This window comes from Terrihabitans rhizophilus (assembly GCF_033898525.1).
Classification (GTDB): Bacteria; Pseudomonadota; Alphaproteobacteria; order Rhizobiales; family Methylopilaceae; genus Flaviflagellibacter; species Flaviflagellibacter rhizophilus.
The window spans coordinates 204,115-226,875 of record NZ_JAXAFJ010000002.1; the positions used below are offsets into that span (position 1 = coordinate 204,115).

A 22,761-nucleotide genomic window follows, 5' to 3' on the forward strand; every position below is an offset into this window, starting at 1 on the left:
GTGGTTGCCAAAACATCTGAGCGATTCCAATCTGTTGCGCATGACGGGGAGATGTGCGGATCATGGGTAGCAAGCAGCCGACGACACCGCCGCTGCTGTCCCCGGAGCCCACGCCCGGCAGGGGCTCGTTCGGCGCTCGCGTCAGGGCCTATTTCTTCACCGGCCTTCTCGTGGCCGGCCCCTTGGCCATCACCGCCTACATCACCTGGTGGCTCATCGCGCTGATCGACGGCTGGATGCGGCCCTTGATTCCGACCGCCTACAATCCCGAGACCTATCTTCGGTTTTCCGTTCCGGGGGTGGGGCTTCTCGCAGCCTTCGTCGGCCTGACGCTGCTGGGTTTCCTGACCGCCAATCTCGTCGGCCGCTCCTTCGTCGCGTTCGGTGAACGGCTGCTCGACCGCACCCCCTTCGTCCGCTCGCTCTACAAGGGCGTGAAGCAGATTTTCGAGACCGTATTCAAGCAGGATGGGACGAGCTTCCGGCGTGTTGGCCTGATCGAATGGCCGGGGCCGGGCTTGTGGTCGATCTGCCTTGTGTCCGAACACACGCGCGGGCGGCTTGCGGCGGCGATGCCGGGGGACGGCTACCTCAACGTGTTCGTGCCCTGCACGCCCAACCCGACAACCGGCTATTTCGTCGTGATGCACGAGAGCCTGATCAAGGACCTCGATGTCAGCACCGACGAGGCCTTCAAGATGATCATGTCCATGGGCATCATCCAGCCGGAAGACCGCCTTCCGCAACTGGCGGCGCTTCCGCCGCAGGCCGCCGAGCCTAGCCTGCCCTGAGCAGGCGAGCGGCATCGTCCTTCTCGAACAGGTAGAGCAAAGCGCGGAGCGCCTCTCCACGTGGGCTCTTCAGCAGCGGGTCGCGATCAAGGATCAGGATAGCGTCCTTCCGGGCCGCCTCCAGCAGTTCGCCGCTGATCTCCACATTCGCCAGCCGCGTTGCCGCCAGCCCGCTCTGCCGTGTGCCGAGCACCTCGCCTTCGCCGCGCAGCCGCAGATCCTCCTCGGCTATGCGGAAGCCATCCTCGGTCTCGCGCACGATCTTGAGGCGTGCCTCGGCGGTTTCCCCGAGCGGCCCCTTGTAGATGAGGAGGCAGGATGACTTGGCCGAGCCACGGCCCACTCGTCCGCGTAGCTGGTGAAGCTGCGAGAGGCCGAAGCGCTCCGCATGCTCGATGACCATGATGCTGGCTTCCGGCACATCGACGCCGACCTCGATGACCGTGGTGGCAACCAGGATGCGCGTTTCGCCGGCCGCGAAGCGCGCCATCACGGCATCCTTCTCCGGCCCCTTCATCTTGCCGTGGACCAGCGACACCTGACCGGGGAAATGGTGGTCGAGGTCGCGGAAGCGTTCCTCGGCCGCTGCCGCGTCCACCAGTTCCGACTCGGCGACCAACGGACACACCCAGTAGACCCGGGCTCCCGTCTCCAGCGCTCGGCTCAACCCTTCGAAAACCTCGTCCAGCCGCTCGTTCGAGACGAGCCGCGTGTCGATGGGGTGGCGCCCGGCCGGTTTCTCGTAGAGCGCGGAGATGTCCATGTCGCCGAAATAGGTCAGCACGAGAGTGCGCGGGATCGGCGTTGCCGTCATGACCAGCACGTCCACGGCTTCACCCTTGGCGGCGAGGGCAAGGCGCTGGTGCACGCCGAAGCGGTGCTGCTCGTCCACCACGGCGAAGGCGAGATCGTGGAACACCACATGGTCCTGAAACAGGGCGTGCGTGCCGATCAGGATGTGGATGTCTCCCGACGCCGCGCCGGCCAGAATGGCTTCGCGATCGCGGCCTTTCTCGCGGCCCGTCAGGATGGCGACGTTCAGCCCGGAGCCTTCGGCCAGGCGGCTGATGGTCTTGAGGTGCTGTCGGGCCAGGATTTCGGTCGGCGCCATCATGGCGCATTGCCGCCCGGCTTCCAGCACGGAAGCCATCGCGAGGAGGGCAACCACCGTCTTGCCGGCTCCCACATCGCCCTGCAGCAGGCGCAGCATGCGCTCGGGCGAGGCAAGGTCTCCGCGGATTTCGGTTACGGAGCGTTCCTGCGAAGGGGTGAGCTCGAAGGGCAACGCGGCTTCGAGACGCCGGGAGATGCGTCCATCGCCTGCGGTCGAGCGCCCGTGCTCGCGCTTCATGTTCGCGCGGACAAGACCGAGCGCCAATTGACCCGACAACAGCTCGTCATAGGCAAGCCTGTGGCGGGCCGGGTTCTCCGGCGCGATGTCTTCCGGCTGGTGCGGCGCGTGAAGCTGGCGCAGCGCCTCACGGAAACCCGGCCAGCCACGCGCCGCAGGCATGTTCGGCTCCTGCCATTCCGGAAGCACGGGAGCAGCATCCAGCGCCGCGCGTGCCGCCCGCGAGATCAGGCCGAGAGTGACGCCTTCCACGAGCGGGTACACCGGTTCGATGGTCGGCAGCTTGGAAAGCCCGGCCTCGTCCAGGATGCGGTCCGGATGGACCATCTGGAGCATGCCGTCATAGCTCTCCAGCTTTCCGGACACCCAGCGCTTGGCGCCGACCGGCAGCTGGCGCTCCACATAGTTCCGCTGCGCGCCGAAGAAGACCAAAGTCAGAAACCCGGTCCCGTCCGTCATCACCACGCGATGCGGAGCCTTTGGCCTGTTGCGCGGCGGGGCCTGATGCTCGTCCACTGTGACCTCGACCGTGACCACGGTTCCGGGCTCAGCTGCGGAGAGCTTGGGCCGCGCGCGGCGGTCCACGAAGCCGGACGGCAGGTGGAAAAGCACATCGACGACGCGCGGATCGGGGCCGAGCAGCCGTGTCAGCGGAAGAACGCTTTTCGCGCCGAAGCCGCTCAGGCTCTCGACGGAGGCGAACAGGGGATTGAGGATGGCGGGACGCATGGGGCAGGGCGACCGTGCCCCGAACCGAAGCCGCCATCAAGACGCTTCTCGTGCGCCGTTCCCGCACCTTCGACGAACGCGCGGTTGCAGCGGCGCCGTCAAGTGCCTAATCCATGGGGGTGACCGGAACGACCGCCGACCATCCTGACCTCGACCCCCGCCGCCGCCGCGCCCTTTTCCGAGCATGGCACCGGGGTACGCGCGAGATGGACTTCATCCTCGGACGTTTTGCCGATGCCGAGATTGCCGGCATGAACGATGACGATCTCGACACGTTCGAACATCTGCTGCAGGCGATCGATGCGGACCTGCTGGCCTGGGTCTCGGGCGGGCGCATCCCTCCCGAGGAGTACAGGAGCGCATTGTTCGAGCGCATCCGCGCCTTCCATGGACTGCCGGCGCGTCCGGTGTGATCTGGTGAGTTTATGCTGAAGCACGCCGAAGTGCTGGCCCGTGGCGGCCAGCTTGTCTTTGCCCACACGCCCGATGGCATGGATGCCCTCGTGGTGGCCGATCTCGCGCGGGCACTTGCGCGCGGCAACCGCGATGCGCCGGCGGCCATACTGCATGTCAGCCGAGAGCGGTCGCGGATGCAGAACATGGAGCGGGCGCTCGCCTTCTTCGCGCCGGATGTGGATGTGCTGCTGTTCCCCTCATGGGACGTGCTGCCCTATGACCGCGCCTCGCCGAACCCGGCGATCTCCGCGCAGCGCATGACGACGCTCGCCCGGCTGGCCCGCACCAAGCAGGGCGACAAGCCGCGCGTGGTGCTGACCACGTCCAACGCCCTGGTGCAGCGGGTCACGAGCCGCGCGGCCATCGCCGCGCAGAGCCTGTCGGTCGCGCCGGGAAATGCGGTGAACTCGGACAATCTCATCGGCTGGCTGGAGACCAACGGCTTCCTGCGGGCCTCGACGGTGCGCGACACCGGTGAATACGCCGTGCGTGGCGGCATCATCGACCTGTTTCCGCCGGGCCTTCCCGCGCCGGTGCGGCTCGACTTCTTCGGCGACACGCTGGAATCCATTCGGCCCTTCGACCCCGAGACGCAGCGCTCCACGAGCCAGCTCCGCTCGCTCGATCTGGTGCCGGTCAGCGAAGTGCTGCTGACGCAGGACACGATGCGCCGCTTCCGCCAGTCCTACGTGGCGGAGTTCGGCACGCCGCAGCGCGGCGACCCGCTCTATGAGGCGGTGAGCGAGGGGCGGCGCTATCCCGGCGTGGAGCATTGGCTGCCGCTGTTCAGCGACGGCATGGAAACGCTGCTGGACCATGTGCCCGGTGCGGCCGTCGTGCTTGACCACCAGGCCGAGGATGCCATCAGCCAGCGGCTCAATCAGGTGGCGGATTACTACGACGCCCGAGTTTCGACGCCGGATGCCGGCGGCGCGCCCTACAAGCCGCTGAAGCCGAACCGGCTCTACCTCGCCGAGGACGAACTGAAATCCCGACTGGAAGAGGCGGCACTGGCGCGCCTCCACCCGTTCGAGGCGGAAGCTCCCAAGGGTGCGAAGCTGGTCGACGCCGGCGGACGTCCGGGGCGGTCGTTCGCTCCGGAACGCGCGAACGAGAATGCCAATGTGTTCGAGGAAGCGGCCCGCCACATCCGGGGGCTTCAGGAGGTCGGCAAGCGCGTGATCGTCGCCGCGTGGTCTGACGGCGCGCGTGAGCGGCTGGCCCATGTGCTGGGCGACCATGGGCTTGAGGACGTGCGGGAAGTCCCGCGCTGGGCCGATGCGCAGGGGCTGAAGACCGGTGCCGTGGCCCTTGCCGTGCTCGGGCTGGAAGCTGGCTTCGAGACGCCTGACATCGCCATAGTGGCCGAGCAGGACATTCTCGGCGACCGGCTGGCGCGTGGCCGCAAGAAGCCGCGCCGGGCGCAGGACTTCCTGACCGAGTCGACGGGTCTCTCGGCGGGCGACATCGTGGTCCATGTCGATCACGGCATCGGCCGCTTCGTCGCCCTCAAGGCCATCGAGGCGCTGGGTGCGCCGCATGACTGTCTTGAAATCGTCTATGCCGGCGACACCAAGCTGTACCTCCCGGTCGAGAACATCGAGCTTCTGTCGCGCTACGGGTCCGAGGACACCGAGGTCCAGCTCGATCGCCTCGGCGGCGCTGGGTGGCAGAACCGCAAGGCCAAGCTCAAGCAGCGCATCCGCGAGATGGCGGGCGAGCTCATCAAGGTGGCCGCGCAACGCCAGACGCGGGAAGCCACGCGCCTGCTGCTGGCGGACACGATGTACGAGGAGTTCGCGGCCAAGTTCCCGTACGACGAGACGGAAGACCAGCTCAACGCCATCAACGCCGTGCTGGACGACCTCGCGGCCGGCCGCCCCATGGACCGCCTCGTCTGCGGCGATGTGGGCTTCGGCAAGACCGAGGTTGCCCTGCGTGCTGCCTTCGTCACCGCCATGAACGGCAAGCAGGTGGCCGTCGTGGTGCCGACCACCCTTCTGGCGCGCCAGCACTTCCGTGGCTTCGAGGAGCGGTTCCGCGGGTTTCCGCTGAAGGTCGCGCAGGCCTCGCGCTTCGTCAGCCAGGCCGACATGAAGAAGACGAAGGAAGGCCTCGCATCCGGCGATGTCGATGTCGTGGTCGGCACGCATGCGCTGCTCAGCAAGGCCATCAACTTCAAGGATCTCGGCCTCGTCATCGTCGACGAGGAGCAGCATTTCGGCGTGGCCCACAAGGAGCGCCTGAAGCAGCTGCGCGCCGATGTGCATGTGCTGACGCTGACCGCCACGCCGATCCCGCGCACCCTGCAACTGGCGCTGACCGGCGTCCGCGAACTGTCCATCATCGCCACGCCACCCGTCGACCGGCTTGCCGTGCGCACCTATGTGGCGCCGTTCGATCCGCTGGTGGTGCGGGAAGCCTTGCTGCGCGAGCGCTATCGCGGCGGGCAGAGCTTCTACGTCGCGCCGCGCCTCGAGGACATCAAGGTCATCACCGCGTTCCTCGAAGCCCATGTTCCCGAGGTGAAGTTCATCGTCGGCCATGGCCAGATGGCCGCGGGCGACCTGGAGGACGTGATGAGCGCCTTCTACGAGGGCAAATACGATGTGCTGGTCTCCACCACCATCGTGGAATCCGGGCTCGACATTCCGAACGCCAACACGCTCATCGTCCATCGCGCTGATATGTTCGGTCTCGCGCAGCTCTACCAGCTGCGCGGCCGTGTCGGACGCGCCAAGACGCGTGCCTACGCTATCCTGACCACACCCGAGCACAAGACGCTGACGGTGAACGCCGAGAAGCGGCTGAAGGTGCTGCAGTCACTCGACAGCCTGGGCGCCGGCTTCCAGCTGGCGACACACGATCTCGACATCCGCGGCGCGGGCAACCTGCTGGGCGACGAGCAGTCCGGCCATATCCGCGAGGTCGGCTACGAGCTCTACCAGCAGATGCTGGAGGAGGCGATCGAGGCGCTGAAGGAGGGCGGCGAAGTCCAGGTTCAGGAGCAGTGGTCGCCGCAGATCGCCATCGGCACACCGGTGCTGATTCCGGAGACCTACATCGAGGATCTGGAGCTGCGGCTCGGCCTCTACCGCCGGCTGTCCTCCCTGAGCGAGGACGAGGACATTGCGGCCTTTGGCGCCGAGCTGAAGGACCGCTTCGGCCCACGCCCGCCGGAGGTGGACCATCTGCTCAAGATCGTCCGCATGAAGGCCCTGTGCCGCCGCGCCAATGTCGAGAAGATCGATGCCGGGCCGAAGGGCGTGGTGCTGTCCTTCCGGGACAACCACTTCGCCAATCCAGACGGGCTGATCCAGTGGCTGGCCAAGGAGCGGGACGTGAAGCTGCGGCCCGATTTCAAGCTGGTCTTCAAGCGCGAATGGACCACGCCGGACCTGCGCCTCAAAGGCACGACGAACCTGATGAAGTCACTGGTGAAGATCGCCGAGGCCGGGAAAACCGTGGCGGCCGCCTGAGCGGCTACTTCCCGACCTCGCGCCACCACGTCTCGGGTATCGGGCCGTATAGGGGCGTCGTGGCGGGATGGCCGATGCGGTCCCACCGCGCGATCCACTTCTTCGAAAGGTGATAGAGCGGCACCACATAGAAGCGGGACATCAGCACCCGGTCCAGAGCCCGTGTTGCGGAGACCAGATCGTCGCGCGAGCCGGCCTTTACGATGGCGGCGATCATGGCGTCGATCGCGGGCTGCTTCGCGCCCATATAGTTGCGCGTGCCCGGCGCATCCGCCGCCGAGGAGCCCCAGTAGAAGGCCTGCTCGTTGCCCGGGGACAGTGAGTTGTCCCAGGTGTAGACGGTCATGTCGAATTCGTAGCCAAGCAACCGGCTCTCGAAGCCGACGGTATCCGCCAGCCGTATATCGGCCGTGATGCCGGCGCGGGCGAGGTCCCGCGCATAGGCCAGCGCGATACGCTCCTGGTCCTTGCTCTTCACCAGCAGTTCGAAGCGGAACGGCTGGCCGGCCTTGTTCCTCAAGGTGCCGCCATCGAGGCGCCAGCCGGCCTCTTCGAGAAGCCTCAGGGCCCCGCGCAATTGTTCTCGGTCCCGGCCGCTTCCATCCGTTTTCGATGGCTGCCAGACCCCTTCGAGCACATCCCCCCGCACTGTATCGGGGAAGGGGGCCAGCAAAGCTCGCTCGGCATCGTCCGCCTTTCGCCCGCGCGCCGAAAGATCCGATCCCTCGAAGAAGGACGCCGTGCGCGCATAGGCGCCATGGAAGAAGCCTGCATTCACCCACTCGAAGTCGAACAGCGTGGAGAGAGCTTCCCGCACGCGAATGTCCGCGAAGAGGGGACGCCGCGTGTTGAACACGAACGCCTGGATCGGCCTTGGCGCGCCGCTTGTGAACTCTTCCTTCTCGATCTGCCCACCGGTGGTTTGGGAACCCCCATAGGCGTTCAGCCAACGAGCCGGGTCCTGCTCCGGCCGGATGTCGATCTGCCCCTTGCGGAAGGCGTCGAACATCGTGTTGGCATCGCGGTAGAAATCGTAGCGAAGCTCCCCGAAATTCCCGAGGCCGCGCGCAACCGGGAGTGCGGCACCCCAGTAATTGGGGTTGCGGGTCAGGGTGAAACTGGTGCCCGGCCGCACATCGGAGATCACGTAGCGCCCGCTGCCGATGAGTGGCCGTAACCCCTGCGTTTCGAAGGCGTTGGGATCAATGGTGTGTTTGGCCAGCACGGGGAGAAGGCCGAGGATCAGCGGCAGTTCGCGGTCGGCATTGGCCGAGAGGTCGAAGCGCACGGTGCGCTCGTCCCGCACCTCGGCGGCAACGACCTTGCTGTAGTAGGTGCGATGATTCGGGCGGCCATGGTCCCGGAGAAGCTGCCAGGAGAACACCACGTCCTCGGCGGTGACCGGCCGTCCGTCCGAAAATCGCGCTGCGGCGTTCAGCCTGAACTCAACGAAGCTCCGGTCTTCCGGAACGGCCACGCTCTCCGCCAGGAGTCCGTAAAGCGTGAAAGGCTCGTCATAGGAGCGCGCCATCAACGGCTCGACCACCGCGTTGGCGATGCCCGCCGGCACCGTCCCACGCACGGCGAACGGGTTCAGGCTGTCGAAACTGCCGAGCACTCCCTGCACCAGCCGACCGCCCACGGGTGCGTCGGGGTTGGCGTAGGGCAGGTGGGCGAAATTCGGTGGCAAGGCTGGTTCGCCATGCATTGCGATCGCATGCCGATGCACCGCGTTCTGAGCAGAAGCCGCAGCCGGCGCGAAGACCGACAAGAGTACAGACAACACGGCCCCGAATTTCACCACGCACGCGCTCCCCGAAACACCAGCCAAGAGTGATTCGCAGTTTAGCATGGGCATTCGCGGCTCCTTTTCGCTTAAGAAACCATGAGCGTGCTTGTGCATGGTCACGCTGATGCCGTATTTCGCCACGACACAGCGACCATTCCATTGAGACAGCGCTTGCGGGTAAATCCCGCCGACTGCACGGGAACCAATCTGCCATGAAGCCCATCGCCTCACTGACATCCCGCCTTGTGCTCGCTGGCGCCGTCGCGCTGGTGCTGCCGGCCTCCATTGCGTCGGCGCAGGCTCCTTCGCTGATCCAGCCGCAGCAGCCCAAGCCGCCTGCGGCCGCTCCTGCTGCACCCCGTCCTGCCGCGCCGAAGCCCGCTGCGCCGAAGCCCGCCGCACAGGCGAGGCCGTCCGCACCCGCGCCGGCGGCTCCCAACCTGCCGAAGACCACGCCGGCCGTGGCTCCGCCCGCCGGTCAGCCGGCTCCGGAGTGGCTCAAGGTCTGCGGCAAGGACGAGAAGACCAAGACCGAGCTTTGCACCGTCACCAGCTACATCACCGCCGATGCGGGCAATGTGGTCGGTGAAATCCGGATACTCGACGTGAAGCGCGAGAAGGAAACCAAGCGCATCATCGAGGCGCTCGTTCCCCCGGGCTTCCTGATCCAGCCGGGCGTCAACCTCGTCATCGACGATAACAAGACGCCGATGCCGGGCCGCTACCGTGTCTGTTTTCCGAATGTCTGCCTGGCCGAAGTCCAGCTGACCGACGAGAGCCTTGCCGGCATCCGCAAGGGAAGCACGCTCACCTTCTTCGCGGCCAATCCGCAGGGCCAGTGGGTCGGCGCCAAGACCTCGCTTGCCGGTTTCAGCGCCGCCTATGATGGCGCTGCACTGGACCCGAAGGTGTATGAGGAGCGTCGCAAGAGCTTCGAGGAAACCCAGAACAAGCTGCAGTCGGCGCTCGTGAAGCGTGCGCAGGAGCAGCGCGGCAAGATCCAGGGTGGAGACGCCGGCACTGCGGCTCCGGCAGCTGCTCCCCCAGCAGCTGCGGGCACGCCAGCCGCTCCGTCGCAGTAGGCTCGCGGCAAATCGCACATCATGACGCGCGGTCCTTCGGGCCGCGCGTTTTCGTTGTGGTCAGACCGGTTTCGCGCTTTCCAGCGCCAATCCTTGGCGCACAAGCGCGCGCCGCACTGGAGCAATGCGGCTGAGAGCCGCCAGGCCACCTGCGCGGAGCGCCTGCACCGGTAGAGAGCGCGTCAAAAGCGAGCGATTGAGCAGGTCGCTTGCGATGGAGCGTGGCTCGACGTCCAGTTGACGCTGTCGCGCGTAGCGCCCGAGGAGGGCGACGTCGCCGGGATCAGCGCCGCTCATAACGGCGGGTATGATGAGGTCGGCGAGGCCAGCAGCATCCCGGAAGCCGAGGTTGAGCCCCTGCGCGCCAATCGGCGGCAGCACATGGGCCGCTTCACCCACGAGAGCGATCCGCCTGGCCGCAAAGCTGGATGCGCGGAGGCTTGCCAGCGGTCGGCAGGACGGCTTGCTGTCGATGGTGATCCTGCCGAGAAGCCCGAACGATTCGCGCTCCAGCACATGCTGGAGGTCTCCGGCTGCCAGACCTTCAAGACGCGCCACCTGATCCGGCCGGGCAACATAGACGACGCTGGATCTGTTGCCGGGCAGGGGCACGACGGTGAACGGCCCACCGCTGCGATGGAACTCGGTCGAAACGTCCTCGTGCGACCGGGTGTGGCTGATGTTTAGCGTCATCGCGGCCTGATCGTAGCGCCTTGTGCGAGCGCTGATGCCGGCCGCGGCGCGGCTGATCGAGCCTCGCCCGTCGGCCCCGACGAGGAGCGGAGCCCCGAGTTCGGTGCCGTCCTCCAGACGGACCACCACGCCCGCCTCGTCAGGATGCACAGACTGTGCGTTCGATGTGTAGAGGCGCAGCGTCGGCATGGCATCCGCGTAGCCGCGCAGCGCGGCTGTGAGGGCCTTGTTCTCGATGTTGTGGCCGAAGGCGGACAGCCCCACATCGGCTGCCTCGAACACCACCTCCGGGGCACGGATCAGATTGTCTGACGCATCTACAATCCGCAGCCGCCGCAGCACGCCGGTCTGGCGAGACAGCAAGGGCCAGAGCTGCAGGCGCTCGAGGATCTGGAGCGATCCATGCATCAAGGCCGTGGTGCGATTGTCGTCCGGGGCAGGGGGCGCCACCAGCGCGACGCGGACCCCGCCATGGGCCAGCAGGGCAGCCGTCAGCAGGCCCGTCGGTCCACCGCCTACAACGATCACATCGGCCGCAAGATCACTATCCATCACCCAGCTTCTTCCCCGTGCCGGTCTGGCACGCTTCCGGTCAGACATGTCGCTGGTCTATATCTAGCCATTCCTGGTGCATCTGGTAGCCGCTGGCGCGGATACGACGTCGCACGCTTACCTCCTCGGGAGACCTCATTATGCCAATGGCGATGCGCATCCACGAAACCGGCGGCCCGGAGGCCATGCGGTGGGAAGAGGTGGCGAGCCGGCCACCGGGGGCCGGCGAGGTCCGCGTGCGGACAACCGCCATCGGCGTCAACTTCATCGACGTCTACTTTCGAACCGGCCTCTATAAGCAGGACCTGCCCTTCACTGCCGGCAAGGAAGCGGCCGGCGTGGTGGAGGAAGTGGGCGCGGGAGTGACGGCATTCAGCGTCGGCGACAGGGTTGCGTCGGCGTCGCTGCCCGGCGCCTACGCCACCGAGATCACCGCACCTGCCGCGATCTTCGTGAAGGTGCCGGACACGATTGCCGATGAAACCGCAGCAGCCATGATGCTGAAGGGCATGACGGCACGCTACCTGCTACGGAAGACCTTCCGGGTCGAGGCCGGGCATACCGTGCTGATCCACGCCGCGTCGGGTGGGGTCGGCAGCATCGCGACGCAATGGGCGCACCATCTCGGCGCAACCGTCATCGGCACGGTCGGCTCCCCCGAAAAGGCTGAGCTTGCGAAGGCACAGGGCTGCGACCACACGATCCTGTACCGGGACGAGGACTTCGTGGCCCGCGTGGCGGAGATCACCGGCGGCGCCAAGTGCGATGTCGTCTATGACAGCGTGGGGCAGGCGGCCTATCCCGGCTCGCTGGATTGCCTGAAGCCGCTCGGCATGTGGGTGCTGTTCGGCCAGTCTTCCGGACCGGCGAAGACGTTCGATCCCGTGATGCTGTCGCAGAAGGGTTCGCTGTTCATGACGCGGCCGACCCTGTTCAGCTACACCGCAACGCCGGAAACCCTGGCCGAGACGGCGAACGACCTCTTCGACGTGGTCGCCAGCGGTGCGGTCAAGATCGAGATCGGCAATCGCTTCGCACTGTCAGACGCGGCAGACGCCCACCGCGCGCTCGAAGGCCGGCAGACCACCGGCTCCACGGTGCTGATCCTCTGATCTAGGCCGCGACGCCCCAGAGATCGTGCGCGTCCGCGCGCTCGATCTTGACGGTGACGATCTCGCCCACGCGCAGCGGCAGGCGGCTGCGGACGTTGACGCTGCCGTCGATCTCCGGCGCATCCCCCTTGGTGCGGCCGCGGCCGAGCGCGCCATCGGCGTGGTCGATCAGGACCTGGAAGCGCTTGCCGACCTTGTTCTTCATCTTGCGGGCGCTGATCTTTTCCTGCCGCTCCATGAAGCGGCGGTGGCGCGCCTTCTTTACGTCGTCAGGAACGACCGGACCGAGCTCATTGGCCGGAGCGCCGCTGACGGGCTCGAACGGGAAGCAGCCGACGCGGTCGAGCTGCGCCTCGTCCAGCCAGTCCAGCATGAACTCGTGGTCGGCGTCCGTTTCGCCCGGAAAGCCGGCGATGAAGGTGGAGCGGATGGTGATGTCGGGGCATATCTCGCGCCAGCGGCGGATGCGCTCCAACGTCTTCTCCTGATGCGCCGGGCGGCGCATGGCCTTCAGCACATTCGGGCTGGCATGCTGGAGAGGAATGTCGAGATAGGGGAGGATCTTCCCCTCCGCCATCAGCGGGATGACCTCGTCGACATGCGGGTAGGGGTAGACGTAGTGCAGGCGCGTCCACACGCCGAGCGAGCCTAGCTCGCGGCACAGATCGAGGAACTTGGTGCGCACCTGACGGTCGCCCCACAGGCTCTCCTGAAAGCGCATGTCGATGCCGTAGGCGCTGGTGTCCTGCGAGATGACGAGCAGTTCCTTGACGCCGGCTTTCACCAGCTTCTCCGCCTCGCGCAGCACATCTCCTGCCGGGCGGCTGACGAGATCGCCCCGCAGCTGCGGGATGATGCAGAAGGTGCAGCGGTTGTTGCAGCCCTCGGAAATCTTCAGATAGGCGTAGTGCCGCGGCGTGAGCTTGAGCCCCTGCGGCGGCACCAGATCCACGAACGGATCGTGCACCGGCGGCGCTGCGCGGTGCACCGCCTCCACAACGGCCTCATACTTTGCCGGGCCGGTGATGGAGAACACATTGGGGAAGGCGTCTCGGATCTGCTCGGGCTGTGCGCCCATGCAGCCGGTCACGACCACCTTGCCGTTCTCGGCCATGGCCTCGCCGATTGCCTGCAAGCTTTCGGCCTTTGCGGAATCGAGGAAGCCGCAGGTGTTGACGATCACCACATCGGCGCCGCGATAGGTCTTCGACAACTCATAACCCTCGGCACGAAGCTGGGTCATGATCCGTTCGGAGTCCACGAGGGCCTTGGGGCAGCCAAGGCTCACGAGCCCCACGCGCGGGGCGGGCCGGTCGTCCATCGATGTCATCCGAGAGGGTGTGGCCGAGGCCAACGTTGCGCAGCGCTATAACACCCGACTGAGTTTTTCGAAAGATTCCAGCCGCGCAAAGAAAAAGGGCCCGCCATGCGGCGGACCCTTCGACGACGTGCGGCGATGCCGCGCGACACTAGTCTCAGGCGGCTTTCGCCTTTGCCTTCTTGTTCACATTGGCCAGAGCGAGCTTGTTCAGGAGCTCGTCCGTCTTCTTCTCCTCGGCCAAAGTCTGCTCGAGGAGGCCGACCGCCTCGTCCATGCCGAGCTGCTGCGCCCAGGCGATCATGGTGCCGTAGCGGGTGATCTCGTAGTGCTCGACGGCCTGGGCATCGGACAGCAGGGCCGCGTCGAGAACATCCTTGTCCTCGATCTCTTCCATGGCTTCCTTGCTCTCCTCGATCAGGCCTTCCATCGCTGCGCAGGGCTTGCCCTGGGCGCGCTTGCCGACGAGTTCGAACACCTTCTCAAGGCGCTCGACCTGACCTTCCGTTTCGGTGCGGTGCGTCTCGAAGGCCTGCTTCAGCTCGGGAGAGCCTGCCTTCTTGGCCATCTTCGGCAACGCCTTCAGGACCTGCTTTTCAGCGTGATAGACGTCCTTGAGCGTGTGAAGGAAGAGGTCTTCCATCGTCTTGACTGCCATGTCGATTTCTCCGCTCGGGTGGGGTTCCGGGCAGAGAACGTCCCGTCCGCGGACGGGTTCCTGATTGCACGGTTTCGCGCAAAGGAATCTTGAGGGCGCGGCCTAGCCGCCGGTGACGGACATGTGCCGCCCGACCGACGGCTTCTGCTGGCGGTCGATGATGAAGTCGTGACCCTTCGGCTTGCGCGCAATCGCCCGCTCGATGGCGTCATGCAGCGCCTCGTCGCCTTCGGACTGCCGCATCGGTCCACGCAGGTCGGCGGCATCCTCCTGGCCGAGGCACATGAACAGCGTTCCGGTGCACGTCACGCGCACGCGGTTGCAGCTCTCGCAGAAATTGTGGGTCATCGGCGTGATGAGCCCAAGCCGGCCGCCGGTCTCGGCCACATGCACGTAGCGGGCAGGGCCACCGGTGCGGTCAGGCAGATCCGTCAGCGTGAAGCGTTGCGCCAGCCGTGCGCGCACAAGGGAGAGGGGCAGGTACTGGTCCGTCCTGTCGCCGTCGATCTCGCCAAGGGGCATGGTCTCGATGAGGGTCAGGTCCATGCCATGGCCGTGGGCCCACACCATCATGTCAGCCAGTTCGTCCTCGTTCTGGTCCTTCAGCGCGACGGCGTTGATCTTCACGTGGATGCCGGCTGCCCGCGCGGCCGAAATGCCGTCCAGCACCCGGCCGAGGTCACCGCGCCGCGTGATGGTGCGGAACAGGTCAGGCTTGAGCGTATCGACCGATACGTTGATGCGCCGGACGCCAGCTTCCGCCAACTCCGTCGCATAGCGGGCAAGCTGGCTACCGTTGGTGGTGAGCGTCAGCTCTTCGAGGGCCCCGGAGTCGAGATGGCGCGAAAGGCCGCGTATCAGGGTCATCAGGTCCCGGCGCACGAGCGGTTCGCCACCCGTCAGCCTGAGCTTGCGCACCCCACGACTGATGAAGGCCGAGCAGAGCCTGTCCAGCTCTTCCAGCGAGAGCAGGTCCCGCTTTGGCAGGAAGGTCATGTCTTCCGCCATGCAGTAGACGCAGCGGAAGTCGCACCGATCCGTGACTGAGACACGCAGATAGGTGATCGCGCGCTGGAAGGGATCCACCAGTGGCGGAAGGGAGACGGCGTCTATCGAGGACACGGACGGCATCCATCCGATGTAGGTGGGAAAGCGCCAATCTGCAAATCGGCAATCGCTATCGGCGCATCGGGCTTCCCGATCATACTCCATAAAAAAGCCTGCCGCGCGAGGCGGCAGGCTTTCCAGTCGAAGATGGATGATTACTGCTGCGGCTTGGCAGCGGAATCGTCGAGCTTCGGTGCCTTTTCCAGATCCTCGCGCGAAACGGACAGGATGATGCGATCCTGAAGCGTGGAGTCACGGGACGCATCCGTGTTCGTGTTCGCGGCGCTCTGATTGGCCGGGGCACTGCTGGTCGTCGTGCCAGTGGGAGCGGTGCCTGAAGCAGCGTTCGGGTTCTCGGGCGCTGCGCCGGAGCCCTTGGCAGCCGGATCGTTCGCGTTGGTGTTGTTCATGGCTGCGTCATTGCCGGTCGCTGCCGTGCCCGTTGCTGCGCGGCCCGTTTCGGTGCCGGCTGCGGACGCGGTGTTCGTGCTCGGCGCCTCGAAGCGCAGCGACGCGAACGGCACCGCCACTTCGCTGGCGCCCAGACCAAGGAAGCCACCGACGTTGATCACGACCGCAGACACATCGCCCGACTTGTCGAGCAGCACGTCGCCGATGTCGCCGATGGTTTCGTTCTGGTCGTTGTAGACCGTGCGGCCCATGAGGTCCGAACCACGGAACTTGTTCATCTCGACCTTCTCGATGAACTGGACCGGGCCCGATGCGCCGGCAGCGGGAGCCGGAGCCTGTGCGAAGGCCGGAACGATCATGGAGGAAGCCAGCAGGGCTGCACAGATGGTCTTGTTCAGCATCTCTCTTCTCCTATTATGGATGATGGGAGCGTTGCTGCACCCAATCTGCTAACCGCGAAGGCGCGAAGACGTTCCGTGAACAGGTCAGGTTTCTCGATCTGTTCGACCACAGCTGATCAAGTGACTGGTACATCTACGGATCTTGGCGATCCACCAGAGCGGATGCTCTGAAAACCGGCAGCTTTGATCGAGACCTTGCGCCCGGAACGATCATCAGGATCGCCGGATCGGCCCCGGGCTTCGGCTTGGCCGCTGGCGTCGCTGCAAAGCTCACATCCCGATGGGGAGAAACACAATGAGGGTTCGCAAGCTCACACTCGCCGACACCGTGCTGGAGCGCTCGCCCGGTCAGGGCGCAGACGTGTTCGTCGGCAATCTGGTCGACGAGCGGGATGAAGGCCCGATCACCATCGGCTACGGACGTTATGCGCCGGAGGCGAGCCTGTCCGAGACCATGGCCGTCGACGACGTGATGATCGTCCTGGAAGGGCGGCTATCGGTCTCCACGGAAGCCGGCACGGTCACGGCAGGTCCGGGCGAGATCATCTACATGCCCAAGGGCGAGACGGTGACGATCCGCTCGCACGAGGCAGGCGCGCTCACCGCTTACGTGACCTATCCACACTGGAGGACGGCGCGCGATTAGCGCCTCCGTCTGCGACTTTTCCCGGAGTTAACTGACCAGCTTCAAAACAGAGGCAAGTTCGTCGTCCGCAAGTTTCTGCAGCTCGGGGTGGTGACTTGGCGACAAGCTTCAGTTCATTGTTGGCCAGTGCGCGTTCTTCTTGATGTCGAACAATAGCCATTCAGCGTCTTCAGACGCAACATACGCGGGCCTTGCAGCTCTGTGATCATTAACTGCTCACGCTTGGTCGCGCAGAGTAGTTGCTGCATCTTTCGTTGATCTATCGTCGGGCGGTTGCTGTGGAACGATGAACTCAGGCATCTGCACGATGGCGAGGTGAGGGAAGTGCTGGCGAGCGTGGCCGCCGAACAGGGGCACTTGCCGCCTGAACCTTGCGGAGCCCCGGCTCTGGGCAGCCAGGCAGTCTCCGAAGCCTTTGCCTTTGGCCGGTTCGTGCGCTCTCTTGCACACCCCGGTACGCAAAATCAGCGGCTTAGCACGGCGACATGGCGGACGGAGTGGGATTCGAACCCACGGTGAACTTGCGCCCACGGCGGTTTTCAAGACCGCTGCCTTAAACCACTCGGCCATCCGTCCGCCGCCCAAACACCACAGAGCGCGACGCAAGGCAAGCGTCGGCGGCCACAGACTTATTGCAAAAAAGCACGGCTTTTTGCACACAGCTTCAGAAGACGTAAAACCTACCTGGGCTAGCCTTCTCAAGGGCGGTATCGACGCCTGCGCATACGGCCGATCTGGATGCTCCTGGATTACACCTCGCTCTTGCTTGCAGCAGGCTTTTCCGCGGCGGCGCTAGCCCTGACGCTCATCGCGACATGGCTGTCCTCGCGCGCCGAGGCATTCCTGCTGACCTGGGCTATCGGCATTGCTACGGCTGCTTGCGGAGTGCCATTGTTCGGGCTGTACACGGCTCAATTTCGGCCACTGTTCGCCTGGATGGCGTTCGTTTGTTTTTCGGTGGGCCTGTCCACCATCCTCGGCGCCGCGCGACAGTTTCGCCGCCGACGTTTCTCGCTTCGTCGCGTCATCCTTGCCTCGATCGCGGCCATTGCATCCTTCACGCCCGGCTTCCTGGCGGGACATGACGGCATCGGGTTCATCTGCTTCAATGTGGCGGCGGCGGCTATCATCCTTGCCACAGCCTACGAATACAGGCGGTGCCGTGCAGAGGCGCCCACTGCGGTTGCCGGCCTCCTCATCCTCTATGTGAATACCGCGATCTCGTTTCTGTGCTGCGCCTTCGTCCTGCCTGCGGCCGGAAACCTGCGATTGACAGCGCCGCCGCAGAATTGGGCGGAGTACTACAACGCAATCTCCGCTATCATCGGGATCACCGGCATCGGCGCCATATCGCTCGCGCTGCACCAGACCCGACTGGCTCGCCATCACCGTCACGACGCCCAGACCGACGAATTGACGAAGCTGATGAACCGTCGTGCGCTGCTGGAGAGGTTCGGCGCCAGAAACCTACCGGCACGCACTGCGGTCATCATCTTCGACCTCGATCACTTCAAGCTCATCAACGATCGCTACGGGCACGGCGTGGGCGACAGCGTGCTGATCTGCTTCGCCGCGATCGTCGCAGAGCATCTGCCCGCGGGGGCGATGGCAGCGCGCCTGGGTGGCGAGGAAGTGGCGGTCGTGCTCACGGGCACCACCTTCGAGGATGCGATGGCCTACGCGGAGACCATCAGGGCCGTGTTCGAAAAGAACATCTGCGGGACCGATGAAGGGTCGGTGAGTTGCACGGTCAGTGGCGGACTGACCTTCCAGACGGAAGCGGGGGCCGCTCTGTCGGACCTTTTGGGGCAGGCGGACATGGCTCTTTATTCTGCGAAAGGCGGGGGCAGGAACCGCATCGCAACAGCCTCGATGCGCCTCGTGGCCTGAGGCTGAAGTCCGGCAATCGTCACGATCGCGGTCCACTCATGAGCCGGCGCTGCTTAGGCAGAGGCGTCTCGGCGGAGACGTGCCCGAACCCTGACTTCTTTGACAAAGCGTAAAGAGCAGGTCAGAACTCCGTGGCGAAGCGGGACCGGCGCCAGTTTGTTTGCTGACGTGCCTTTTCTGGCACAGGGCAAATGGAGGGACCGTCCTTCATGGAGACATGCCCCGCATGAAGCTTGACCCGGCACGGCAGAACCATGCGGACCACCGCAAAGGCCACATGTTCCGCTGCGGCGGCATCCTGACCACTGTCGTACTGGCCGGCCTTGCTGCCGGATGTGTGGAGAAGCCGAAGCCGGTCGCCCAGATCGCCGCGCCTGTCCAGACAGCACGAACTGAAAAGCCCGATGCGGCTCTTGCCTCCATCCTCGTGGACAAGCCTGCGGCCAAGTCGGCCGCGCGCAAGGTCGCCGGGAAGGTCGATAGCCCCGAGGGTTACAAGGCGAGCGGCACGGCGTCCTGGTACGGGCCGCGCTTTCATGGCCGCTCCACCTCGAATGGAGAGGTGTTCGATTCGACCTCGATCAGCGCAGCGCATCGCAGCCTTCCGCTGCCCTCCTATGCACGGGTGACGAACGAGGCAAATGGCCGGTCGATCATCGTCCGCGTGAACGATCGTGGACCCTTCCACCAGAACCGCCTCGTCGATGTCTCGCAGCGCACGGCAGAACTGCTGGACTTCCGCCGCAAGGGCATGGCGCGTGTGAAGGTGGAATATGTCGGCCCGGCGCCCGTACAGGCCGACGACCGCGAAACGCTGATGGCGTCCTACAGCGAGCCCGGCAAGCTGAACCAGATCGCCAACCGTGCAACGACGCTGCTGGCTTCGCTCATGCCGGGAGGCGAGGAGCCGGACACCGAGCGCGAGGAGATCGTGGAAACGGCTCCCGCCGGTCCGGCTGTAGCGACGGCGACCAATCCGGCTGGTCCGGTCGCGCCATCGCCTGCGGCCAGGACGGCCGTAGCTTCTGTCCGTCCTGCAGCCGCCGCCCCGAGGACGGAAACTGCGGCTGCAAAGCAAAGCCAGCCGGCGACGGTGCCACAGGCGACGCCTGTGGAACTGGCTGATGCCTCGCCGCCATCGCCCGTTTCCGCCACGACACCCGATGACCAGATCGCCGGCCGGATTTCGGCGGGGTTTGCGGGCATGTCCTCGCCGCAGCCGCTGACAGCCTCCACGGCGCCGATGTCCGAACCGGTGCTCGGAAGCATGGCGTTCAGCCCTATGGGACTGCGCGGGGCGCGCTGACCTCCCCACCATCTGTTCCATTGTGCCGCCAGCTTCGTCCGCGTTAGAAGTCGCGGAGAGGCGGGTGCGTTAGATGGTTCGAGGGCTGAAAAAGGAACGCGTTCTGGCCGCGTTGCGGCGCCTGAGCCTCTGCGTTGTCCTCGCGACCGTTCCCTTGTCCTTCGCGCACGCCTTCGAAAGCGAAGCCGCGCAGGCGGTCCTCTATGATGTGGGCACCGATTCGGTGCTCTATGCCAAAGGTTCGGAAACGACCTTCCCACCGGCCAGCCTCGCGAAGCTGATGACGTTGGGGGTGGTATTCGAGGAACTCGGCAGCGGCCGCCTGAGCCCCCAGCAGACCTTCAAGATCACCGAACACGCATGGCGCACCGGCGGCGGCCCGGCACGCACCACCAGCATGTTCGCAAAGCTGAACAGCGAGGTTGCCGTCGCGGATCTGATCCGTGGCGTGGCCATCGTTGTGGGCAATGACGCTGCGATCGCACTGGCGGAGGGCGTCGCAGGCTCCGAGGCCGAATTCGCCGTCCGCATGAACCAGTTGGGCCAGGAAATCGGACTGACCTCGAGCCGTTTCGTGAACGCCACCGGCCTCCCGGCACCCGGCGCCCAGACGAATGCGCGGGATCTCGCACGGATCGCGGCGTTCCTCGCGACAAAGCATCCGGAGCGCTACAGCGTCTTTTCGGAAGCGGATCTCGACTGGAACCGCATCAGGCAGAGCAATCGCAATCCGCTCCTGAACAGCTATGACGGCGTGGACGGCCTCCTCATCGGCTCGGTCGCGGAGAGGGGACACATGATAGCTATTTCCGCTTTGCGCGGGCAGGCGCGCCTCGTGGCTGTCCTTGCCGGCCTTCCGGATGAAGGCGCCCGGATCCGCGCGGCGAAGGCCTTGCTTGATTACGGCTTCGACGGCCACATCGGGCGTCAGCTGTTCGAGGCCAGTGCGCCTGTTGCCGAGGCACAGGTGTTTGGCGGCACGCAAACGCGAGTGCGCCTCGTTGCCGGCCAGGCCATAGACATGCTGGTTCCGAAGGATGGCGACAGCCGCCTTGTCGCCCGCGCCGTCTACCGTGGTCCGATCTCCGCTCCAGTGGCGAAGGGCGATCGCGTCGGATCCCTTCGCATCTTCCGCGACGGACTTTTGCAGCGGGAAGTTCCCCTGTTGGCGGACGAGAACGTGCCGGAAGGCACGCTGCTCAGGAAGGCGCTGGACGCGACGTACGAATTGGGCGCCAACGCGGTCGGCGCACTGATCAGCCGGCTCATGTAATGGCGCGGCGTTTCATCACGTTCGAGGGCGGGGAGGGGACCGGCAAGTCCACCCAGGCTCGCCTGCTGGCCGAACGGCTGCGTGCCCTGGGCGAGGACGTCGTGGCCACGCGGGAGCCCGGGGGCTCGCCCGAGGCCGAGCGGCTTCGTGATCTGATCCTGTCGGGGCGGGCGAAAAACCTTGGCGCCTTCGCGGAGACAGCCCTGTTCTCGGCAGCCCGGCTCGACCATCTGCGCTCCACCATCCGACCGGTGCTTGCGCGGGGAGGGTGGGTCATCTGCGACCGGTTCCTCGATTCCACCCGTGCCTATCAGGGAGCCCTCGGGAACCTTGATCCCCGCGTGCTGCGCGCCCTTGAGCGCGTGGTCGTGGAGGACACCGTTCCGGGACTTACCCTGCTGCTGGATGTTCCGGCGGAAATCGGCCTCGAACGTGCCCGGCAGCGCAGCCAGAGCGCACCGGACCGCTTCGAGGCGGAGGCCATTGGCTATCACCGTTCGCTGCGGCAGGCCTTCCTCGACATCGCCCACCAGGAGCCGCAGCGCGTGCGCGTCGTGGACGCGCGCCCGGCACCGGACGAGGTCGCCGAGCAGGTCTGGGCGACCACTGCCGAGACCTTTGCTTTGGCGGCCGCGCTGCATGGCTGACGTTGATTTCGGCCTCGAACCCGACCGGCTGGACGGAACGCCGCATCCCCGGGAGACCCTGAACCTCGTCGGTCATGTCGCGGCCGAGGCGGAACTGCTCGCGGCGTATCGGACAGGCCGCATGCACCACGCGTGGATTCTCGGGGGCGAACCGGGCATCGGAAAAGCGACTTTGGCCTACCGGCTGGCGCGCTTCATCCTCGCCAACCCCGATGCGAAGTCGGCCGCCGTCCAGCACTCGACGGACCTGTCCGTGCGAGGCGACGCTCCGGCCGCTCGACGCATGGCGCAGCTTTCGCACCCCGATCTCTTCATTCTGCGGCGGGGGCTGACGACGGACCGCAAGTCTCTGGCCGCCGAAATCCGCGTGGAGGACGCGCGGCGCCTCGTCCACTTCTTCGGCACCACGGCGGGCGAGGGGGGCTGGCGCGTTGCCGTGATCGACAGCGCGGACGACCTGAACATCAGCAGCGCCAATGCCCTGCTGAAGGTGCTGGAGGAGCCGCCATCCCGCTCGCTCTTCCTCATAATGTCCTCGACGCCCAAGCGGCTGCTGCCGACGATCCGCTCGCGCTGCCGCATGCTGCCGATGCAGCCGCTGAGGGCGGAAGACGTGGCAGCGGTGCTCCGTGGGCTCCCGGATCTCGATGCTGACGCGGAGCAGATCGCGCAGGCGGCAGAGGCTGCGGGGGGCTCCGTGCGCCGTGCGGTGGAGCTCCTTCAGGGCAATCGGATCGAGATCCGGGCCGCGTTCGCGCAGGTGCTCGCTGCGCTCCCCGAAGTGGATTACCTCCGGGTGCACGAACTTGCCGAGCAGTTGACCGGCCGAGATGGCGCCGCAGCCTTCGAAGTCGTGGTCGAGCAGGTTCTCGATTGGCTCCACAGCCGTGTCCGGTCCGGTGCCGCCACAGATGGGGTCAGCCTTGCGAGATGGGCGGAGCTGTGGGAGAAAACAGCCCGTGCGGCCCGCGAGGCGGACATCTTCAATCTCGACCGACGGCCGCTCGTCCTGGCCATCGTATCCGACCTCGCCGCAGCCCAGCGCGGCTGATCCCTAGAACGCGAACAGC

Annotated in this window: 18 protein-coding genes and 1 tRNA gene; 11 read left to right on the plus strand and 8 right to left on the minus strand. The window is 65.7% G+C overall.

Annotated elements, in window-relative coordinates; genetic code table 11:
* Positions 1–62: 62 nt before the first annotated feature.
* A complete protein-coding gene (locus tag SCD90_RS04565; protein WP_319843450.1) occupies positions 63–791 on the plus strand; it encodes a DUF502 domain-containing protein in 729 nt (242 codons plus the stop codon).
* Here SCD90_RS04565 and recG read toward each other — a convergent pair.
* Positions 778–2,871: an ATP-dependent DNA helicase RecG gene (gene recG / locus SCD90_RS04570; RefSeq protein WP_319843451.1), complete on the minus strand. Its 2,094-nt coding sequence runs from the start codon at positions 2,869–2,871 to the stop codon at positions 778–780. The two genes, SCD90_RS04565 and recG, sit on opposite strands and share 14 nt — an antisense overlap.
* Before the next feature lie 119 nt (positions 2,872–2,990).
* On the opposite strand from recG, the gene SCD90_RS04575 reads away from it, so the two are divergent.
* Positions 2,991–3,284: an FAD assembly factor SdhE gene (locus tag SCD90_RS04575; RefSeq protein WP_319843836.1), complete on the plus strand. Its 294-nt coding sequence runs from the start codon at positions 2,991–2,993 to the stop codon at positions 3,282–3,284.
* 12 nt (positions 3,285–3,296) lie between these two features.
* Positions 3,297–6,806, plus strand: a complete 3,510-nt coding sequence (mfd, locus tag SCD90_RS04580) for a transcription-repair coupling factor (RefSeq protein ID WP_319843452.1) — start codon at positions 3,297–3,299, stop codon at positions 6,804–6,806.
* Positions 6,807–6,810: 4 nt separating this feature from the next.
* Here mfd and SCD90_RS04585 read toward each other — a convergent pair whose 3' ends face one another.
* On the minus strand, positions 6,811–8,496 hold the full coding sequence (locus SCD90_RS04585; RefSeq protein WP_319843453.1) for an extracellular solute-binding protein: 1,686 nt from the start codon (positions 8,494–8,496) through the stop codon (positions 6,811–6,813).
* A gap of 311 nt (positions 8,497–8,807) precedes the next feature.
* On the opposite strand from SCD90_RS04585, the gene SCD90_RS04590 reads away from it, so the two are divergent.
* Entirely contained in the window at positions 8,808–9,677 is an 870-nt protein-coding gene (locus SCD90_RS04590) for an invasion associated locus B family protein (protein WP_319843454.1), read from the plus strand.
* 60 nt (positions 9,678–9,737) lie between these two features.
* Here SCD90_RS04590 and SCD90_RS04595 read toward each other — a convergent pair whose 3' ends face one another.
* On the minus strand, positions 9,738–10,922 hold the full coding sequence (locus tag SCD90_RS04595; protein ID WP_319843455.1) for a UbiH/UbiF family hydroxylase: 1,185 nt from the start codon (positions 10,920–10,922) through the stop codon (positions 9,738–9,740).
* A 140-nt stretch (positions 10,923–11,062) separates the two neighbouring features.
* On the opposite strand from SCD90_RS04595, the gene SCD90_RS04600 reads away from it, so the two are divergent.
* On the plus strand, positions 11,063–12,034 hold the full coding sequence (locus SCD90_RS04600; protein WP_319843456.1) for a quinone oxidoreductase family protein: 972 nt from the start codon (positions 11,063–11,065) through the stop codon (positions 12,032–12,034).
* A 1-nt stretch (position 12,035) separates the two neighbouring features.
* Here the strand turns inward: SCD90_RS04600 and rimO are convergent, their stop codons facing one another.
* The 4 genes from rimO to SCD90_RS04620 form a co-directional block, all read right to left on the minus strand.
* On the minus strand, positions 12,036–13,355 hold the full coding sequence (gene rimO / locus SCD90_RS04605) for a 30S ribosomal protein S12 methylthiotransferase RimO (protein WP_319843457.1): 1,320 nt from the start codon (positions 13,353–13,355) through the stop codon (positions 12,036–12,038).
* Positions 13,356–13,509: 154 nt separating this feature from the next.
* The gene (locus tag SCD90_RS04610) at positions 13,510–14,010 is read right to left on the minus strand and encodes a YciE/YciF ferroxidase family protein (RefSeq protein ID WP_319843458.1); all 501 of its coding nucleotides are present in this window, start codon (positions 14,008–14,010) and stop codon (positions 13,510–13,512) included.
* 102 nt (positions 14,011–14,112) lie between these two features.
* Positions 14,113–15,132, minus strand: coding sequence for a GTP 3',8-cyclase MoaA (gene moaA, locus SCD90_RS04615; RefSeq protein WP_319843459.1), 1,020 nt, complete (start codon positions 15,130–15,132; stop codon positions 14,113–14,115).
* Between the two features lie 140 nt (positions 15,133–15,272).
* Complete coding sequence (locus tag SCD90_RS04620) at positions 15,273–15,929, minus strand: PRC-barrel domain-containing protein (RefSeq protein ID WP_319843460.1); 657 nt, start codon at positions 15,927–15,929, stop codon at positions 15,273–15,275.
* Between the two features lie 295 nt (positions 15,930–16,224).
* Here SCD90_RS04620 and SCD90_RS04625 point away from each other — a divergent pair, with 295 nt between their 5' ends.
* Positions 16,225–16,575, plus strand: coding sequence for an AraC family ligand binding domain-containing protein (locus SCD90_RS04625; protein WP_319843461.1), 351 nt, complete (start codon positions 16,225–16,227; stop codon positions 16,573–16,575).
* Positions 16,576–17,061: 486 nt separating this feature from the next.
* Here the strand turns inward: SCD90_RS04625 and SCD90_RS04630 are convergent.
* Positions 17,062–17,151, minus strand: a tRNA-Ser gene (locus tag SCD90_RS04630).
* 162 nt (positions 17,152–17,313) lie between these two features.
* Between SCD90_RS04630 and SCD90_RS04635 the strand changes: the two genes are divergently transcribed.
* From SCD90_RS04635 to SCD90_RS04655, 5 genes are all read left to right on the plus strand, one after another.
* Entirely contained in the window at positions 17,314–18,465 is a 1,152-nt protein-coding gene (locus SCD90_RS04635) for a GGDEF domain-containing protein (RefSeq protein ID WP_319843462.1), read from the plus strand.
* A 226-nt stretch (positions 18,466–18,691) separates the two neighbouring features.
* The gene (locus tag SCD90_RS04640) at positions 18,692–19,771 is read left to right on the plus strand and encodes a septal ring lytic transglycosylase RlpA family protein (protein ID WP_319843463.1); all 1,080 of its coding nucleotides are present in this window, start codon (positions 18,692–18,694) and stop codon (positions 19,769–19,771) included.
* A gap of 73 nt (positions 19,772–19,844) precedes the next feature.
* A complete protein-coding gene (locus SCD90_RS04645) occupies positions 19,845–21,044 on the plus strand; it encodes a D-alanyl-D-alanine carboxypeptidase family protein (RefSeq protein ID WP_319843464.1) in 1,200 nt (399 codons plus the stop codon).
* Positions 21,044–21,691 carry a dTMP kinase gene (gene tmk, locus SCD90_RS04650; protein ID WP_319843465.1) on the plus strand — a complete coding sequence of 216 codons (648 nt, stop codon included), beginning with the start codon at positions 21,044–21,046 and terminating at the stop codon, positions 21,689–21,691. The genes SCD90_RS04645 and tmk overlap by 1 nt, the downstream gene beginning before the upstream one ends.
* Complete coding sequence (locus SCD90_RS04655; RefSeq protein ID WP_319843466.1) at positions 21,684–22,742, plus strand: DNA polymerase III subunit delta'; 1,059 nt, start codon at positions 21,684–21,686, stop codon at positions 22,740–22,742. The genes tmk and SCD90_RS04655 overlap by 8 nt, the downstream gene beginning before the upstream one ends.
* Positions 22,743–22,761: the final 19 nt, after the last annotated feature.

What these genes read in the sequence shown, in the direction of transcription:
- SCD90_RS04625 (WP_319843461.1), top strand. Translation starts at nt 16,225, where the DNA reads ATGAGGGTTCGCAAGCTCACACTCGCCGACACCGTGCTGGAGCGCTCG.
- recG (WP_319843451.1), bottom strand. Translation starts at nt 2,871, where the DNA reads ATGCGTCCCGCCATCCTCAATCCCCTGTTCGCCTCCGTCGAGAGCCTG.
- tmk (WP_319843465.1), top strand. Translation starts at nt 21,044, where the DNA reads ATGGCGCGGCGTTTCATCACGTTCGAGGGCGGGGAGGGGACCGGCAAG.
- mfd (WP_319843452.1), top strand. Translation starts at nt 3,297, where the DNA reads ATGCTGAAGCACGCCGAAGTGCTGGCCCGTGGCGGCCAGCTTGTCTTT.
- SCD90_RS04565 (WP_319843450.1), top strand. Translation starts at nt 63, where the DNA reads ATGGGTAGCAAGCAGCCGACGACACCGCCGCTGCTGTCCCCGGAGCCC.
- rimO (WP_319843457.1), bottom strand. Translation starts at nt 13,355, where the DNA reads ATGGACGACCGGCCCGCCCCGCGCGTGGGGCTCGTGAGCCTTGGCTGC.
- SCD90_RS04655 (WP_319843466.1), top strand. Translation starts at nt 21,684, where the DNA reads ATGGCTGACGTTGATTTCGGCCTCGAACCCGACCGGCTGGACGGAACG.
- SCD90_RS04640 (WP_319843463.1), top strand. Translation starts at nt 18,692, where the DNA reads ATGAAGCTTGACCCGGCACGGCAGAACCATGCGGACCACCGCAAAGGC.
- SCD90_RS04620 (WP_319843460.1), bottom strand. Translation starts at nt 15,929, where the DNA reads ATGCTGAACAAGACCATCTGTGCAGCCCTGCTGGCTTCCTCCATGATC.
- SCD90_RS04645 (WP_319843464.1), top strand. Translation starts at nt 19,845, where the DNA reads ATGGTTCGAGGGCTGAAAAAGGAACGCGTTCTGGCCGCGTTGCGGCGC.
- SCD90_RS04600 (WP_319843456.1), top strand. Translation starts at nt 11,063, where the DNA reads ATGCCAATGGCGATGCGCATCCACGAAACCGGCGGCCCGGAGGCCATG.
- SCD90_RS04595 (WP_319843455.1), bottom strand. Translation starts at nt 10,922, where the DNA reads ATGGATAGTGATCTTGCGGCCGATGTGATCGTTGTAGGCGGTGGACCG.
- SCD90_RS04590 (WP_319843454.1), top strand. Translation starts at nt 8,808, where the DNA reads ATGAAGCCCATCGCCTCACTGACATCCCGCCTTGTGCTCGCTGGCGCC.
- SCD90_RS04635 (WP_319843462.1), top strand. Translation starts at nt 17,314, where the DNA reads ATGCTCCTGGATTACACCTCGCTCTTGCTTGCAGCAGGCTTTTCCGCG.
- SCD90_RS04610 (WP_319843458.1), bottom strand. Translation starts at nt 14,010, where the DNA reads ATGGCAGTCAAGACGATGGAAGACCTCTTCCTTCACACGCTCAAGGAC.